Source organism: Pseudoalteromonas luteoviolacea (assembly GCF_021654285.1).
Lineage (GTDB): Bacteria > Pseudomonadota > Gammaproteobacteria > Enterobacterales > Alteromonadaceae > Pseudoalteromonas > Pseudoalteromonas luteoviolacea_J.
On the sequence record NZ_JAKFZS010000019.1, the window covers coordinates 1 to 17,579 of the forward strand.

A 17,579-nucleotide genomic window follows, 5' to 3' on the forward strand; every position below is an offset into this window, starting at 1 on the left:
TTACTAGATGGTTTTACTAGATGGTTTTACTAGATGGTTTTACTAGATGGTTTTACTAGATTGATAAAAGAGCACCAAGTTTAGGTGCTCTCTCAGTTTTGTTACTTATTGAACTTTTCAGCCAAATATAACCAAGTTTCTAATACGGTATCAGGATTAAGTGATACTGTATCTATGCCCTGCTCTACAAGCCAAGCCGCAAAGTCTTCATGGTCAGATGGGCCTTGTCCACAAATACCAACATACTTGCCTTTCTCTTTAGCCGTTTGTATGGCCATTGAAAGTAGCTTTTTGATAGCTGGGTTTCTTTCATCAAATAAATGTGCAATAAGACCTGAATCTCTATCGAGACCAAGAGTAAGTTGCGTCAAATCATTTGAGCCAATTGAGAAGCCGTCAAAATATTCTAAAAATTCATCAGCAAGTAATGCATTTGATGGTAGCTCGCACATCATGATAACTCGCAGTCCGTTTTCACCGCGCTTTAAGCCATGCTCTTCAAGAAGTTCGATTACTTTAGCTGCTTCTTCAAGTGTTCTTACGAATGGGATCATGATTTCAACATTCGTCAAATCCATTCCATTACGAACGCGTTTAATAGCTTCACACTCTAAAGCAAAACATTCTCTAAAATCTTCCGAGATATATCGAGACGCACCACGGAAACCAATCATTGGGTTTTCTTCTTCTGGTTCGTATTGTTGTCCGCCAATCAAGTTTGCATATTCGTTTGACTTAAAGTCTGACATACGAACAATGACTTTCTCTGGCGCAAACGCCGAACCAAGAGTTGAGATACCTTCGACTAATTTTTCAATATAAAATTCTACAGGAGAATCGTAGCCAGCAATTATCTCATTGATTTCTGCTTTTAATTCATCTGATTGGCTATCAAAGTTAATAAGCGCTTTCGGATGTACACCAATCATTCTGTTTATGATGAATTCCAAACGAGCTAAACCGATACCCGCATGTGGTAACTTTGCAAAGTCAAAAGCTCTATCAGGGTTACCCACATTCATCATGATCTTCAATGGTAAGTCTGGCATTGAATCAATACGAGATGAAATGACTTCGTACTTTAGTTCGCCTGAGTAAATATAACCAGTATCACCTTCTGCACAAGAAACAGTAACAGCATCGCCATGTTTTATAGTCGCTGTTGCATTTCCACAACCAACAACTGCTGGAATGCCTAATTCTCGTGCAATAATTGCAGCGTGACACGTTCTACCACCACGATTAGTAACGATAGCGGATGCACGCTTCATGATTGGTTCCCAATCAGGATCGGTCATATCAGTTACAAGTACATCACCTTGCTGTACTTTGTCCATTTCATCAATTGATGTAAGAACTCTTACAACACCAGTTCCAATTTTGTGGCCAATGGCTCGGCCTTCGCAAACGATTTCAGACTTCTCTTGAAGTTGGAAACGTTCCATGACGTTTGAATCTTCATTGGAGCGAACAGTTTCTGGACGAGCTTGAACAATATAAAGCTTGCCGTCATTACCATCTTTTGCCCACTCGATATCCATTGGTCTACCGTAGTGCTTCTCGATTATGACTGCTTGTTTAGCTAGTTCTTGAACTTCTTCATCAGTGATTGAAAACTTGTTCGATAATTGTGGGTCCATGTCCACAATTTCAACTTGTTTACCATGAGACTCATCAGCTGAGTAAATCATTTGAATTGCTTTAGAACCAATGTTTCTTCTTACAACAGCGGGCTTCCCTTTCGCTAGAGTCGGTTTGTGAACATAGAATTCATCAGGGTTTACTGCACCTTGAACAACCATTTCACCAAGGCCGTAGCTTGATGTCACGAAAACTACATCTTCAAAACCAGATTCAGTGTCGATAGAGAACATTACACCTGATGATGCTTTATCAGAACGAACCATTCTTTGTATACCAGCAGATAATGCAACGCCTCTGTGATCATAGCCTTGGTGTACACGATAAGAGATTGCACGGTCATTGAAAAGAGAGGCAAAAACGTGTTTGATTGCGACCATTACGGCATCAATACCACGTACATTTAGAAAAGTTTCTTGTTGACCGGCGAACGATGCATCAGGCATGTCTTCTGCTGTAGCAGATGATCTTACCGCAAAGGAGACATCATTTTGATCATCGCCATGTAAAGTGGCGTAGGCTTCGCGAATTGCTTTGTCTAATTCTGGTTGGAAAGGAGTGTCGATAACCCATTGTCTGATTTGGCTTCCTACTTTGGCCAATTCATTAACGTCTTCAACGTCAAGGGTGTCTAAAATGGTGTGGATTTTTTCATTGAGTCCAGATTGCTCTAAAAACTCATTAAAAGCTTCTGCTGTGGTTGCGTAACCACCAGGCACTTGTACACCAGCGTTAGCAAGGTTAGATATCATTTCACCTAGAGAAGCGTTTTTACCACCAACTCGAGGTACGTCTTGCATACCCAATTCTTGATACCAGAGAACGTAGTCTTGCACGGAACTGTCTCCAAAAACAAATTGTAATAAATGTGAGAGATTAATTGACCTTCCTTTAGGTCGAAGGCATTCTACAACGGTAAGTATAGCCTCGTAAACCAAGACTTGAAAAAATACTAAAAAAGTAATGAAAAGGTTAAAATGAGAACAGCATTTTATATATCTGATGGCACAGCCATTACAGCAGAAGTTTTTGGGCATGCAACTTTATCTATGTTTCCTGTGGAATTCGAACATAAGACGTTACCCTTCATTGAGTCAGTAGATAAGGCTTTGGCTGTAAAATCCACAATTGATCGGGTTGCTGAGTCCAGCGGCGAACCTCCACTTGTCTTTTTTACTTTCGTGAATCCTGAATTGTCCGATATCATTTTGTCTTCAAAAGGTGTGTGTTATGACTTTTTGTCTTACGCCAGTGAAATCGTTAAACGTGAATTGAAAGTAAAACCTGTCCCTAAAGTTCACAGAACACATAGTATCCATGAAAAGACATATGACTTTCGTATTTCTGCTGTTAATTATGCGTTGGCCAATGATGATGGCGCCAATATAAAGGATTATGACGAAGCTGACATCATCTTAGTTGGTGTTAGTCGAAGTGGAAAAACACCGGCAAGTTTGTATCTTGCTTTACAATACGGTATTAAAGCAGCAAATTATCCGATAACAGAAGATGATTTAGAAAAAGGTAATTTCCCTAAATTCTTACTTGAGCATAAAAATAAGTTATTTGGGCTTACTATCGACCCAGATAGGCTGGCTTCAATTCGTCAAGAGAGAATGGCCAATTCTAAGTATGCTTCACTTAGACAATGTCGTATCGAGGTTCGAGAAGTTGAAATGTTATTCAAACGCCATAGAACTCCATTTTTGAATTCGACGAAATTTTCCGTAGAAGAAATATCGGCAAAAATCATCGCCGAAGCAGGTCTATCACGAAACAAGTATTAAAAAAGGCCGCGTAAGCGGCCTTTTTTTAAACTCTGTCTCTTGCATCCTTTAGTAAGTCTGCGACTAAGAACCCGAGCTCTAATACTTGGTCAGCATTTAATCTTGGATCACATTGTGTTCTATATCTTTGAGCCAAGTCTTCATCTGATAAACCATATGCACCACCAATACATTCAGTGACGTGTTGACCTGTCATTTCGAGATGTACACCTCCAGGATATGTGCCCTCAGATTTGTGTACTGCAAAGAACTGGCTAATTTCACGTAAAATATTATTAAAACTTCTAGTTTTATAACCTGTGCTGGCCTTTTCAGTGTTGCCATGCATAGGATCAGATGACCAAACAACATTTCGACCTTCTGTTTTTACCTTACGAACAAGGTTCGGTAGTTTTTCTGGTAAAACATCTGCTCCCATTCGCGTGATTAAAGTCAAGCGACCTGGAATATTTTCTGGGTTAAGTGCATCAATCAAACGGATCAATTCATCTGGGTCCATACCAGGCCCAACTTTAACGCCAATAGGGTTTTTGATCCCGCGGAAGAATTCAATATGTGCGTGGTCCAATTGCCTTGTTCTTTCACCTATCCACACAAAATGAGCTGAGCAGTCGTACCAGTCGCCTGAGAGGTGGTCTCTTCTGGTTAATGCTTGCTCGTAGCCAAGTAAAAGTGCTTCGTGTGATGTATATAAGTGAGTTTCTTTCAAACTAGGTGCAATCGATGCATCAATTCCACATACTTCCATAAACTCAAGTGCGTCTTGAATACGATTTGCCATTTGCTGAAACTTATCACGTAAAGGGTTTGCAGCTACAAAGCTCATATTCCAACGACTCACCTGGTGTAAATCTGCTAAACCACCTTGAGCAAACGCTCTTAAAAGATTAAGTGTTGACGCACTATGATGATACGCTTTCATCAATCGATTTGGATCAGGGATCCTTGCATCTTCTGTAAACTCAAAATTGTTTATGATATCGCCGCGATAAGACGGTAATGATACACCATTAATGGTCTCGTAATCAGACGATCTTGGCTTAGCATACTGCCCTGCCATCCTCGCTATTTTAACAACTGGGCATTTTCCACCGTAAGTTAGTACAACAGCCATCTGAAGCAGTGTTTTAAAAGTATCTCTTATATTTGTAGCACTAAAATCAGCGAAAGATTCAGCACAGTCACCGCCCTGCAACAAAAAGGCCTTTCCGTTACAAACATCACCAAGGCTTTTATACAAGCTTCTTGTTTCTTCAGCAAACACCAGTGGTGGTGCTGCATTTAATTCTGACTCTACATTAGCCAGTACTTTTTTGTCAGGATATTCTGGTTGTTGGACAATTGGAAAATCTCTCCAGCTGTCTGGATTCCAAGGTTTCATTTCTCATTCCTCATTAGTTACCTCACAATGCACGTTATCGTATAGGACGGTATGCTTCAAGCATAAATTAGTTAAATTTCAAATTAAATAATATATACAAAAAAACATAAGAACACATCATACATAATGATGTTAAAGTTATAGTTAGAAATTCGCGGTTTTTTATAAAGTCTACAAGGCAATAAAGATTAAAAAGATTTCATTAATTACTTGAATAGATTGTTTTAAAATCTCTCAGTTCTAAGGTAGGCCTTTATTATCATTAATTTTCTTGATTTTTAGATAAATTAACCCTTTAACCTTCGCTTCTATATCTTAGTTAAGGCTTTTTAACTTCTCGTATGATATCTATAAACATGCGTTTTATACAACGAACGTCTTTAATAAGCAGACTTTTCAATTATTCTTTGTCCCAAATTGTTGAATCAATGGAATTTTGCTATTTGTTTTTCCCAACAAATGGAACGTTTCCTTTTGAAGTCCAGAACACGCTAGTTATTTCTAAAATCTCATTTATACCTATAGTTTTGTGTGGTAAAAAACTACCAAAAGCATTCAGAATCAATAGCTTTATTCTTGAAATATAGTGATAACCTATTTAACAAACCTCACGTGTTCATTTACGTTGTTTACTTCCCTGCGATTGCGATATTGAATTTTTTCGCTTAAATATAGAGCTTTATAAATCGTGCTCATTTAAATGAGTAGTGAAATATCGAAACTCAATAGTGTCCGATGTAAAAAATTACGAGCAGACTAATTTATCATTTTTTATCACATGTCCTGAGGTTAAATTACCTAGGAATTCGAAGAATCATGTTCGCGGCATATCGGAATCACCTTAGCTGAGTTATGTTAAATAGTGGGTTTTCTTTAACTCAGCGTATAATTATTACAAATCTAGCTATAGAATTTAGTTTATCTTAAACACCTTGCAAGCATGAAGTTTCATTGAAGTTGAAACAGATACCAGATAGTTATTGAACTCCAAATAAATCTATCAATCTATAATTTACTGAATTAAGAGCATTCAAAAAAAGTGCCTTTCGTTAATATTTTATAACAACTTCTTTCTAGTGACGCATTCTAAAATTAATACTTCGACCATCCGTACAAATTACAAAATTTTTGTGAGCTCCCCTGCTCTAAGTCAGTTCTCATATTTTAAATAAGCTTAATCAAGTCACTCATTGACTGTAAGCTCTTGTTGTTCCGAAGATATCGCTTGAAGTTCCCATTAGTGAATAAAACTCTTACTTATTTGTAAAGTAAGTTTTAAAGGATTTTTGTTTGAAGGAATTATAATTTTAAGAATACATTGTTAAAAAGGGTACTTGCGATATTCATTACTTTTGAAAAAATTACTTATCCATAGTCTTTCTTAAATTATTTAGATAAGAAATCACCAAAGCTTTTTTGATTTTAAGTCTGGATTAGAGCTGTCATTTCTATATTTGTTATTTATTCGATTACAAAAATCTCTATTCAAGTTACTTTTTAGACTTTAGGTTTGTTATATATTGTTTCGTCAATCAGAATTAGCTACCTCTCGAGTTAAAAGTAAACTAGAGAGGTACCTCTTTCATTTTTAGTTGTAACAACAGTCTACGCTTAATGTTTAGTTTAATATTTCAAGAATTTGTAAAAGTACAAACTTTTGATCATCAAGATTGCCCTTTTCTGAAATCAGTCTTGATGAATAACATTCAGCTTGCAAATGTAAAAAAACTTATCAATAATATAAAGGAACACATCGTACTTTTTTATAAAAATCTCAATTAGCAATTTATTTAAATTTAGAAAAGTAATCAAAAAATAAATTTATTTGTGGAATACCACAATAACAATTTCAAACAAAGAAAACTCATTAGAACCAACCAAATCAGTTTTATAAATTAAAAGGCCACAAGCTAAAGGCTTTAAAGCACATTATTACTTGAAGAGAATGATATATATATCTATAATAAAGGAACACATCATACTATATTTATTTAAGAAAAATAATGAATAATTTATGTTTTTTATAAAAGTAACCAGAAGAAAAAATCTCTTAACTATAACTCTTCGAGTAGCTAAATACTAAACATGAAACTTCTGTTTGCACTATCGAGAAAATTAAATTATCTACAAAGAAATTGGTAAACATAATTTATCCACCCTTATTAATAGTACATATCGTATTTGTTGTATTTAAAACTCAGTTTTTTCAAAAGACTCCCACGTATGAGAGTATTTGTTTTTTCACTTTCATTCGTAACCACAAGTATTCATGGTCAGCGTTGTGAGGTTTATTTTTTTACCCATAAAGTATTTCCGTCAATCTTTTAATTTCAGTAGCTAAATAAACAGTCCGCCTTTTCATTCAACAATCTCCCTTTATCATCCAACAACATAGATCCTCTTATGTACAAAATCAGGTTTGCCCAGAGCGCTAGCCCAATTTTTATCTCGATACTTAATCACTAAATTTCATCCTCTATCTACTTGATAGTCTTTAATAACCCATTGATAAATAGTTTCATAGCTAATTCCTTGTCCCTTGTTATTTGTATGACTTTTAGTTGTAGCATCAATCGTATTCATATCTCATTAAATTAATGAACAAAATTATTATAAATTGCTGTACTTACAGGAATATTTTTCGTTTGATCTAATGCCGCCTGTAAATTCATAGAAGTAAATACCTTTACTTCATTCATGATATAGGTGTGATATCGATTAAGTGAACAATCAAACTATCAAGTTGCTTTTATCTCCACAAATCTAAATAGACGCACATTCATATTAGCAGACACTGATCAGTAGCTTGTTTCTGCCTTACTTGTATATATGATGCACAAGCATATGAAACTCTGGAAGTTTAAAATACTTGTGTTAACGAACTTATAGAAACTCCCTTTTACCTGATGTTATTAATTTTTATGTATAACATAACAACTCACGTGTATCTGGCATATAGATAGATGATTAAGGTTGAAGATTTTTGATTTGTTATATATAATTAAAAGAACACATCATACATAATTCTATATAGTAATTTAGTTTTAGTAAATATTAGAATTCGAAAACTAATAATCAGAGAAATAGGTAGGATGTGTTCTTATATTTATCTCTAATGAGAAACGATTTAAAACATACAAAAATCAATAATATTTGCTATAATATAAGGAACACATCTTACTTATACATTTACATGTCAACTAAATTTGAAATAAGAAGTCAATTTGACTATCTATTAGACCAAATAAACCTTTTGTGTGAAGAGCTTAGAACACATGAGATAGTAAATAGTTTTTATTATGAGCTTCCAGCAATAACTGCTGAAGACGAAAAAAAAGCACCAGAATATATTCAAGTAACTAAACTATCTGGTAAAGAAGCATTTAATAAATGTCTCGGCAGCTATTTAGACTTATTTGTCGGAGAAAAAAAAAGTAGCAAAATATTAACTAGGCATCCAGGTTTGATATCTGTCAATGACTCTCAAGGAAAATTAAAAGCACGAATCAGAGAAGTCAACAAATCAAAAGAAGATTTCAAAAACTTAATTTTAAAAATTAATAATAATGATGCACGATTTGATGCTGTACATAATGCAATTCCAAATTTAATAACACTAGCAGCATATCGAAAAATACATTGTGAAGATCAAATTCCCTACTCTGTCAGGTTCACCTGGATGAAAAAGCATTCAACTCGAACACTTTCAAAGAAACTAGCACTCGAAATGTTAAGTAAATCTTCAGGATACTCTAATCCAAGAGTGATAGATCAACAAAATTGGTTGCAAATAGTAGAGTCTGAAAAAATTAGAGTATCAAGCTTAAATGAAGACTCTAAACTAAGAATAAAACGTCCAACAAGAGTTACGCCTGAGGTAAATATACGATTCTCGGCTAAAAATAGATACCATGTAAGTGCCGCTTTGCCTTTTATCTTGCTAAACCCACAAAAAGAAACAAAAATTGGAATTTTGCCCGATTATTCGGCAAAAAATATAGATGTTCGAAAGAAAGATTACTCATATCTTGTAGAGCGTATTTATTTAGAAAACCTGCCGAAGGATTAAGAAAAAATAATCTCAAGGTCAATTTAACATAATTGACCTTTTTCATAATCACTTTTTCACAATTTCTTCTAAAATATCTTCGTCTATAATTTCAGCAGTTTCAACAAGTCTTTTTCCGCCTTGAATTTCAATCCGTTTATTATGTTTATTCAGTGCTAATATCTCTTCACAAAATTGTGTAGATGGATGCATTTCATACACATAATCTATGATACGCCCAGTAGATTCATCTTTAACATTCGAAATGTTGTATTCCGAGATAGCCCCTTTTTCGATCAAGTCTTTCATCGTAGTTGTCATATCTCGTCGCAATGCTTTTAGTTTATTGTCTGTAATTTCATCCGTTGAATAAATCGAACCATACTTTTCCATGATAGATAAAAGCCTAAAATGATATGTTTTTCCAGGGGCAGCATAACGCCACAGGTGATAGAGACGCAGCATCATCCATCTTGACAGTCCACGTTTTAACTCTTGTGCACTATTAAAATAATAGCCTTTATATTCAAGGTTATCGATCATGTTATGTACAAATGCATTCAAGCAAGCAACACATTTTATGTTGCCACCTTGGCCTTTTTTGCCACTAAAGTGTAGTGATGACAAAAAGTTCATATTTGATTCGTAAAATGAATCATCAACATCATTATTTTTTGTATCCGTAGCACGATATTTAAACGATAACTTAGAACCTTGCAAAGCTTCTAACGATTCTTTTATTTGAGGATAAGGCATTGACTGGCCTACAGCTTTCAACTCTTGAGCCAATTCATTCATAGAAAAAATCACAGCATATTGAATACCGGACTTAAAATTGATTTTTACAATTTTTCCTTTTGAAGCCAGACGGATGAGTGCTCTTTCAACTTTTTCTTCTCTATCAGAAGGCCAAACTAGAAACTCAGTTTCTTCACCATCTTTTTTACTACTAACAACAGCTGGCGTAATTTTTATTTCACCATCGTATAAAATTCCATCAACTTTTTCAGATATTCTTCTCGTTATAATGGTTTTTTTGGGCGCTTCTTCCAAAGGTAGCTTTTTGTAACCAGAGCGCACAAAACGACCCCATAGATCGTAATGGTTAAACGTATTTGAATATGCTCTTAAGCCATGGTTTGTATTTTCAATTGAAATACGAACATCTTTGTTGTCTGTGAAAAGGGCTAAACTTTCGTTATCTATAGCACTTTCAACACCATGAATTTGACCTCGCAACGAGTCTGGTAGATTATCAACAGAGATGTTTACCTTGCGGCTCATGATTTTTACTTCCTGATTCTTTCGACAGCTAATAACAACACATTCAAAGGAAAAAGTTAATAATTAAAGTTAGTAAAAACTTGATCTGAACTCAAGTTTTTTCTCGGATCAATATTTTATCTACTAATGATATTTTTCAGATCATTTTTTTACTAACTAAGTGTTCTTTTTTAGCTTTTTTTGACGATTTTAACTGAAAAGTCTTAACACAAAAGCCTTTTTCTCTAATGCTTGTGCATAACATCAGTTTCATTTAGTAAAGATCTGATCTGTTCGTAGTATAGATCAGATCTATAACTAGTGATTTGCGAGCATTTAGCCCTGCCTGTTGATAAGTTGGGATTTTTTCTTAGTATAATACTGATCTAAACCAGTAAGACTGTTAATTAATCTGTGGATAAGCTGTATGTATTATCAAAAACATTTTAAGAGTTAGTATTTTTTTGATCTATAAGTATATAAAGATCTGATCTTTACTACGTATTTTGTTGATCTAAGAAATAAAAATAAAGCTATATAAAACATGAGCTTAAGCTTTTATTTTGTCTGCTTAACCTTATATACCTATATATTTAAACATACTTAACCTCTTTATTTATTCTTAATTTAATATTCAACAGATATTTTTTTCAATGTCTATGATTTTTGATGTTTACCTTTCAATTGATGGACATTATAATATTAGACATAAATTTAAGGAATATACGTATGTCTATCAATAGTAATGCACTTTCCACTTATAAATTATTAAAAGCAACAGCTGAAGTTGCAGAACAATCTTTAGAAGGTCGAATACAACATTATAGAGCTCACCTCAAATCTGAAGATAAAGAGCTACGAACATATACACAAAAAGCCGCTGCAGATTTACTAGGCGTAAATAATAGAACTCTAAAGCGTCGACATGATCAAGGCGATTTTGATCATCTGTCTATTCAAAAAGGTGCAAATGGACATTATGCTTACACATTAAGCAATATTTTTGCTATGGCAGAAATACTTGGGATCAAAGCAGATCATAGGGATCCAAGTGATAAACTTCAGGTACTTGTCATAAATAGTTTAAAAGGTGGCTGTGGTAAAACCACCTCTTTGGTAAACCTTGCTGCTGCTTTAGCAACTACTAATATAAAGAGATATAGAATTGGCATCATCGATTTAGATCCGCAAGGATCATCTTCTAGTTTCTTTCCGTCTAATGAACATGATCCGATCACTGTAGGTGATCTTATGAGAGATTGTATAGAATTAGATGAGGGAGAAACTTGGAGTCAGTTGGTTGCTGATTCTTTTCAAAAGACACATATTCCCAATATCAGAATCTTACCTTCTGGGATGGATGATTTTTATTTTGAGCACGAAACTGCAACAGAACTAAAAGAATCTAGTAGTTATGAAGAAACAAGGCATTATCACAAGCTAAAGGAACGTGTCATACAGCCAGTAGAAGACGAATTTGACATTATCTTGATAGATACAGCACCTTCTCTTAATTTCATGTTCTACAACGCTCTGATGGCTTCTACAGCCATGCTTATACCAGTTCATCCAGAAGCAGTAGATTTTGATGCAAATAACAAATACTTAAAACGTTTAGGAGAAATTTATCACACTGTTGCTGCACTTGGGCATGATGGTTGGGATTTCATGCAATTTCTAGTAACGAATTATGTAAAAGGCAATCACTCTCAGCGTGACATTGTAAAAGATGTCAGAACTGCTTTTGGTAGACAAGTAATGAGCTATCCGATTAACCATAGTTCAGCGATTACAGCAAGCTCGTCTTCTTTTAATACCATTTTTGATCAGAAAACTTCTGACTCCCTTGCAAGTAGAGAGTCATTGCTTCGTGCACAAGAAAATATCAAAGATGTTGTTGACGAATTAGAAATGTTAATACGCTCAAATTGGTCATCTACACAGTCAAACTTAGATTAAAATAACAGGGTTTAAATAATGGCTAGAAAACGTAAAAACGATACTCGATTAGATCCTTTTGCAACCCCTGTCGAAAACAGTAGTTTGGATGATTTGCTCGGTAAAGCAAACGTAGGTGATGTGATCACTATGCCCTCTCCAAGCGATCCACAAAGAATGATCAATTTAAAATGTGAAGTGATCCCTCATTCCAAAATCGATGTAAAGACAACTGTATTTGGTCAGAACCGACGAGAACAATCACTACTGAGCGAAAAGTCTGTCGCTGATATTTTGCCTGCTATTAAAGCTGACGGCAAAAATATGCATCCAGCACTTTGTTGGTCTAAAGGCAATGAACTACAAGTCTTATCCGGTTCTAGAAGGCGTAAAGCTTGCTTACTAGCTGGCGCTGATTATGTCGTGTTAACTTCGAAAGACTTTACTAATGAAGATGCAAAAGCACTCGCAGTTTCTTCAGATCAATATATTGCTCCTAGTCTTTGGGAGTTGGGTAAGGCTTACGATCAAACTCGTCAAAAGTTGATTGAAACAGGTAACAAAGGATCTTATCGTGAGATTGCTGCGATCGAAGGTGTATCTCATACGGCAGTCGCTGATGCTATTAAAGCATTTCAACAAATCGATAAAGAAATCGTTTTATTGTACCCAACCCCCAATCATCTTGGCCGTGAAGTTGCAAAAAAGCTCATCAACGCTTGTATAGATAACCCAGAACAGTTCATCAATAAGGTAAAAACGATATCTAACCAATCATTGTTTTCAGAGCAAATGAGTGATGAGAAACGTGCTATTGAGATAACGAAGTTCTTAACCACATTTGAGATCCCAACCACTAATCGTTCAGAATCATTGCTTGAAAATGAATATGTTAAAATTCAACGCAGCTTAAATTCCGGGGCGGTGACAGTTAAGATTGATGATAAGGTTTTAACAGATAAACGTTTAGAACAACTTCAGAAACTGTTAAATAGTTTTAATTAGTATGTTGCGGCCTAGATCTTCTAGGCCTTTTTTATACCTTTTGTCATCCAACCAGTCAATTTTTCATAATTTAGTCCCAATTGGCTCTTTAGCTCAAATCAGTAATTTCATATACTGGTCCTTTACGTTTTATTACTTGTTAGAATAATGTCCTCGCAGTTATCTAAAGAGCAACTATTAGCTTTATTTGAAGAAATTAAACAGGAACAGTCTTCTCAGTTTCCTTTGTCTGATCGCTTTTTGAAGCAGTATTTTAATTCTGCCATGTTAGCGAAAGCTAAAGAGTATCTAAATGATGATCAAATATCGTTTTTAGAACACAGTGAAGACTTCTCAAAAATAGATGCTCAAGTTTTAGGTAATTTTGGTAATACCTTTACACAGCACATTAAAATTGAGCTTGTTAAGGGAGCACCTTCTGTCGAGGCGCAATGTTCTTGTTCTAATAATCCCAAATGCCGACACATAGCTGCGGTGTTGTTAAAGTTGAAAGTAGATCACTCAGGTGGTTTCGGTGAGTCTTTCTTAGTTAACGATTGGTTCAATGAACTATCTTCTTTACAACAATCCTCTGATTTGAATGCTTCAAATGTGCTGTTATTTGTCTTGGAACATAGAGGTAACGAGGTTTTATTAAACCCTAAGATGTCACCACACAAACCTGATGGACATTATCCTCTTGGTCGAGTGCTGACTGAAAAGCAACTCAACGCGCATGTTCCGCCTAAAGATATTTTAGAAAGTGATTATCGCTTATTCAGCTGGGTGAGGTCACAAAATACTCCTGGTCATTTTGAGTTGTCTGGTAAGTGGGGATTCGCAGCATTACAGCAGCTGACTGCTACTAAACGATGCTTTTTTGGTAATAGCCGCAAACCTCTACAATTTGGCCATATGCAGCACTTGGATTTTTCATGGCAGAATGAAAACGATAGTTTTAAGCTTGTTAGTCATTTGTCTGATGTAGAGCAATGGTTGCTTATTAAGTCTGATCCGCCGGTTTACCTAGATACTGAAAACATGCTGCTAGGGCGAATTGAGTCGGAATTAAGTGCGCAGGAAATCGCCCATTTGCATACTATGCCAAGTATCCAGAAAGATAAAATCGAAGCGGTCATTAAACGCTTTCAAGATATCTTCGCGGACAATGTTATTCCGCCACCGCAAGGCTATGAGCAGCTAATTGATAAAGACAAGTTGGTTGCCAAATTGTCTGTTAACGATGGCGAGTATACGCACTTACAATTGACGTTGTTTAATTCTGCCCAAAAGTACTCTACAGAAAAGCAGCTTAATCGCTGTGAAAAAATGCTTTTAGGCCTTGGCTTCGAAGCACAAAGTGACGGTTTTAAATTGCCAGTAGAAGATGAAGTTTCTCATCATTGGTATAACTGTGAAGTTCGCCCGTATTTGCAAAGAAAAATGTGGCAGGTAGAGGAAATTCATCAAACCAAAAAAGTGTTAGTACCTAAGGTTACTCTTCAACTCAAACGTGATAAAAAACACCACGTTATTGGTAAGGTGATGTTTGATGACAGGCAGATTCTCCTCGACTGGGATAAAGCGCCTTGCCATGAGGTCAACTCAATTGCTAATGTCTTCCAGTACGTTCAAATTGCACAGCAGTACTATGCTCTCTCTAAAGACGTTTATGAAGAGTTATTGCTGCTAAAATCACGTTTTAGCTATTATTTATCTAGTTCCCAATTCAAATTTCCTTTGTCTTATGCCAAACGTTTGTTTGAGCTAGATGCCGTTGAGAGTGTCTCTGATGATGTTCGTCTCTTGGATTATCTTGATGAGCTAAACAAACCAATTAACGCCAATGAGTCATTATTAGGTGACAGCCAAGAGCGGTTTACGTTAAGAGACTATCAGCTACAAGGCGTGAGTTGGTTGAAGTTTCTTAATCGCCATCAATTGGGCGGTATATTGGCCGATGACATGGGGCTAGGTAAGACTCTACAAGTTATCGCGTATTTCATCTCGCAACATAATACCCTAGTGACCAAACCTTCTTTGATTGTTTGCCCAACTTCACTAGTTGGAAATTGGCAAAACGAATTTAAGAAGTTTGCATCACATCTGCCTGTGTTAACGGTTCATGGCAGTAATCGAGATAAGCAGCTCAACCAAGTTGCTAAAGCACGGTTTATCATTACAACATACCCACTATTAAAACGAGATTTAGCACATTATTCTGAGTTACAGTTTGACTCAATCGTACTTGATGAAGCGCAGTACATAAAGAACGAGACGGCTCAAATTTCAAAATGTGTAAAACAGTTATCAGCTGAGTTCAAACTGTGTATGAGTGGTACACCCGTTGAAAATAATTTGATGGAGCTTAAATCGTTACTTGATTTTGTTATGCCAGATGTACTTGGCACTAAGCAGCAATTCAAGCAAAATTTTCAACTACCCATTGAAAAAGATCGAGATAGTAAGCGTGCCAAAGAGCTTCAATCTCTAATTGCCCCATTTATTTTACGTCGAACCAAGTCAGAGGTTGTTCGTGAACTACCTGCGAAAACAGAGCTAATTAAAAAGCTCGAGTTCATGCCTGAACAAGCGTCCTTATATCAGCACGTGCAAGGCCAGATAGAGAGCAGTTTAATTGACTTATTTAAAGAGCAAGGCGTTGAAAGCAGTAAACTGGCATTTTTAGATGCGCTGCTTAAACTGAGGCAAATTTGTTGTCATCCTGAGCTTGTTGATAAAGCCGGCGCACATCAACAAAGTGCTAAATTTAAGTGGTTAAAAGAGCACTTACCTATCTTGTTAAAAGAAGGTCGCAAGATTATTATTTTTAGTCAGTTTACCACTGTACTGGATATGATCTCTTCGCTTTGTAATGAGATTGAAACCCCTTTCACCATGCTAACTGGACAAACTAGGCAAAGGGATAAGGCAATTTCACGTTTTACTGAAGGTGAAGTGGATGTCTTTTTAATCTCGCTCAAGGCGGGTGGCACTGGCTTGAACTTAACGCAAGCAGATACGGTGATCCACTTTGACCCATGGTGGAACCCTGCTGTTGAAAATCAAGCAACTGACAGAGCTTATCGTATTGGCCAAGATAAACCTGTATTTGTATACAAGTTGATTGTTGCGAACTCGATTGAGCAGAAGGTTTATCAGATGCAAAAAGATAAGCAGGCCTTAGTGGATGCTTTGTTCGCTGATACAGGTGTCAATTTGAACGAGTTTAATGAAGCACAAATGCTCGAATTGATAAAAAATTAAATTTTTTTTGAACTAACTCAAATAAGGCGTGTCTATTTAATTGCACATTGTGAGCTTACATTCAGCAATGAGCACATGTTGATTTCCCCCTTATTAATTACATATACGTATTTGTAATAACCAGCTCAATTGAGCTGGTTTTTCTTTTTATATGGCTTTGTAATAAAACATACTTGGTGTAATACAGTGTAATGGCATTTGCCTTCATTTATTGCTTTGTTCCACATTTGATCCACATTCTTTCACTTTAATACACTCATAGGAAAACGAAAACCAAATGAATTGGACTAAAGGTGGGTTATTATGTTGTGCTATGAAAATACGATTTCGCAGTTAAACTTTATTGAACCACAATCGCTGTGCGACTATGATCTTATTAATGAAGTTGCAAGCTCTGAAGATTTGACGAGCATTTTAACGACGTTGCTTTTTGATGAAACGCTCTCAGTAGAGCTAAAAAAGCAGGTTAAAAAGCAACTGCGAGTATTAAAAGCGAATAAGAGAAACTAATGGAAGAAAAAAACCACATTTTGATCGTCGAAGATGACTTTGATATTGCAGAACAAGTTATGCTGTTTTTCAAGGCGTCAGGCTTTGAGATAACACACATTGCCGACGGTGCAGACGTGGTTGACTGGGTGCGAGAAAACAGCCCAGATGCTATTTTGATGGATATTATGTTGCCCAATCAAGATGGCGTCGAGTGTATGAAACAAATCCGCGAATTCTCTATGGTGCCCATAGTTATGCTCACTGCTAAAGTATCTGAGGCTGATCGACTTAAAGGCCTTGAGTTTGGCGCAGATGACTATGTTTGTAAGCCTTTTAGCGCGGCTGAGTTGGTCATGCGTATTAAAGCGATATTACGCCGTTGCAGTGCTTCACAGACTTCAGAAGCACCAGATATTGAGGTGAATGAGTCGCAATTACTGGTTTCATTAAAAGGGCAATCCTTAAGTTTAACTAAAGTTGAGTTTGATGTTTTCGCGATGCTTTATAATGCGCCAAATCGTGTCTTTTCACGTCAGCAAATTCTTGACCATATACAACCAGATAATTTTGATATCTCTGATCGCGTCATCGATAGCCATATTAAAAATATACGTAAAAAGATTAAAAACATCGAAATATCACCCAAAATTGTTGAATCAGTCTATGGTGCTGGTTATCGATTTAACGAGCAGCATATTAATAGCTAACCCCCCTTCCTCCGGGTGCTATCATCTTTTAGCACCTTATTTAGTGCTATATATCTCTTAGTTATCAGTGC

At 35.9% G+C, this 17,579-nt stretch carries 10 protein-coding genes; 7 read left to right on the top strand and 3 right to left on the bottom strand.

Features of this window, described 5'->3' with window-relative positions; all coding sequences use genetic code 11:
* Positions 1–101 precede the first annotated feature (101 nt).
* Positions 102–2,477: a phosphoenolpyruvate synthase gene (gene ppsA, locus L1077_RS17395; RefSeq protein WP_237138235.1), complete on the bottom strand. Its 2,376-nt coding sequence runs from the start codon at positions 2,475–2,477 to the stop codon at positions 102–104.
* A 141-nt stretch (positions 2,478–2,618) separates the two neighbouring features.
* Between ppsA and ppsR the strand changes: the two genes are divergently transcribed.
* Positions 2,619–3,428 carry a posphoenolpyruvate synthetase regulatory kinase/phosphorylase PpsR gene (gene ppsR, locus L1077_RS17400; protein ID WP_237138236.1) on the top strand — a complete coding sequence of 270 codons (810 nt, stop codon included), beginning with the start codon at positions 2,619–2,621 and terminating at the stop codon, positions 3,426–3,428.
* Positions 3,429–3,453: 25 nt separating this feature from the next.
* Here the strand turns inward: ppsR and L1077_RS17405 are convergent, their stop codons facing one another.
* Positions 3,454–4,809: a class II 3-deoxy-7-phosphoheptulonate synthase gene (locus tag L1077_RS17405; RefSeq protein ID WP_237138237.1), complete on the bottom strand. Its 1,356-nt coding sequence runs from the start codon at positions 4,807–4,809 to the stop codon at positions 3,454–3,456.
* A 3,193-nt stretch (positions 4,810–8,002) separates the two neighbouring features.
* Here L1077_RS17405 and L1077_RS17410 point away from each other — a divergent pair.
* Positions 8,003–8,878: a DNA replication terminus site-binding protein gene (locus L1077_RS17410; protein WP_237138238.1), complete on the top strand. Its 876-nt coding sequence runs from the start codon at positions 8,003–8,005 to the stop codon at positions 8,876–8,878.
* A 48-nt stretch (positions 8,879–8,926) separates the two neighbouring features.
* Here the strand turns inward: L1077_RS17410 and L1077_RS17415 are convergent, their stop codons facing one another.
* The gene (locus tag L1077_RS17415; RefSeq protein WP_063364237.1) at positions 8,927–10,141 is read right to left on the bottom strand and encodes a hypothetical protein; all 1,215 of its coding nucleotides are present in this window, start codon (positions 10,139–10,141) and stop codon (positions 8,927–8,929) included.
* Between the two features lie 708 nt (positions 10,142–10,849).
* On the opposite strand from L1077_RS17415, the gene L1077_RS17420 reads away from it, so the two are divergent.
* The 5 genes from L1077_RS17420 to L1077_RS17440 all read left to right on the top strand — a co-directional run bounded on the left by L1077_RS17420 (position 10,850) and on the right by L1077_RS17440 (position 17,508).
* Positions 10,850–12,079, top strand: a complete 1,230-nt coding sequence (locus L1077_RS17420) for an AAA family ATPase (RefSeq protein WP_237138239.1) — start codon at positions 10,850–10,852, stop codon at positions 12,077–12,079.
* 18 nt (positions 12,080–12,097) lie between these two features.
* Positions 12,098–13,063: a ParB N-terminal domain-containing protein gene (locus tag L1077_RS17425; RefSeq protein WP_237138240.1), complete on the top strand. Its 966-nt coding sequence runs from the start codon at positions 12,098–12,100 to the stop codon at positions 13,061–13,063.
* Positions 13,064–13,210: 147 nt separating this feature from the next.
* Positions 13,211–16,309, top strand: coding sequence for a DEAD/DEAH box helicase (locus L1077_RS17430; protein ID WP_237138241.1), 3,099 nt, complete (start codon positions 13,211–13,213; stop codon positions 16,307–16,309).
* A 303-nt stretch (positions 16,310–16,612) separates the two neighbouring features.
* Positions 16,613–16,819, top strand: a complete 207-nt coding sequence (locus L1077_RS17435) for a hypothetical protein (protein WP_237138242.1) — start codon at positions 16,613–16,615, stop codon at positions 16,817–16,819.
* Positions 16,819–17,508 (top strand): response regulator, encoded by a 690-nt coding sequence (locus L1077_RS17440; RefSeq protein WP_237138243.1) that lies wholly within the window; start codon positions 16,819–16,821, stop codon positions 17,506–17,508. The genes L1077_RS17435 and L1077_RS17440 overlap by 1 nt, the downstream gene beginning before the upstream one ends.
* The last annotated feature ends 71 nt before the right edge of the window (positions 17,509–17,579 follow it).

Coding starts and splice junctions, on each gene's coding strand:
- L1077_RS17440 (WP_237138243.1), top strand. CDS start 16,819: ATGGAAGAAAAAAACCACATTTTGATCGTCGAAGATGACTTTGATATT.
- L1077_RS17410 (WP_237138238.1), top strand. CDS start 8,003: ATGTCAACTAAATTTGAAATAAGAAGTCAATTTGACTATCTATTAGAC.
- L1077_RS17430 (WP_237138241.1), top strand. CDS start 13,211: ATGTCCTCGCAGTTATCTAAAGAGCAACTATTAGCTTTATTTGAAGAA.
- ppsR (WP_237138236.1), top strand. CDS start 2,619: ATGAGAACAGCATTTTATATATCTGATGGCACAGCCATTACAGCAGAA.
- L1077_RS17425 (WP_237138240.1), top strand. CDS start 12,098: ATGGCTAGAAAACGTAAAAACGATACTCGATTAGATCCTTTTGCAACC.
- L1077_RS17415 (WP_063364237.1), bottom strand. CDS start 10,141: ATGAGCCGCAAGGTAAACATCTCTGTTGATAATCTACCAGACTCGTTG.
- L1077_RS17420 (WP_237138239.1), top strand. CDS start 10,850: ATGTCTATCAATAGTAATGCACTTTCCACTTATAAATTATTAAAAGCA.
- L1077_RS17405 (WP_237138237.1), bottom strand. CDS start 4,809: ATGAAACCTTGGAATCCAGACAGCTGGAGAGATTTTCCAATTGTCCAA.
- L1077_RS17435 (WP_237138242.1), top strand. CDS start 16,613: ATGTTGTGCTATGAAAATACGATTTCGCAGTTAAACTTTATTGAACCA.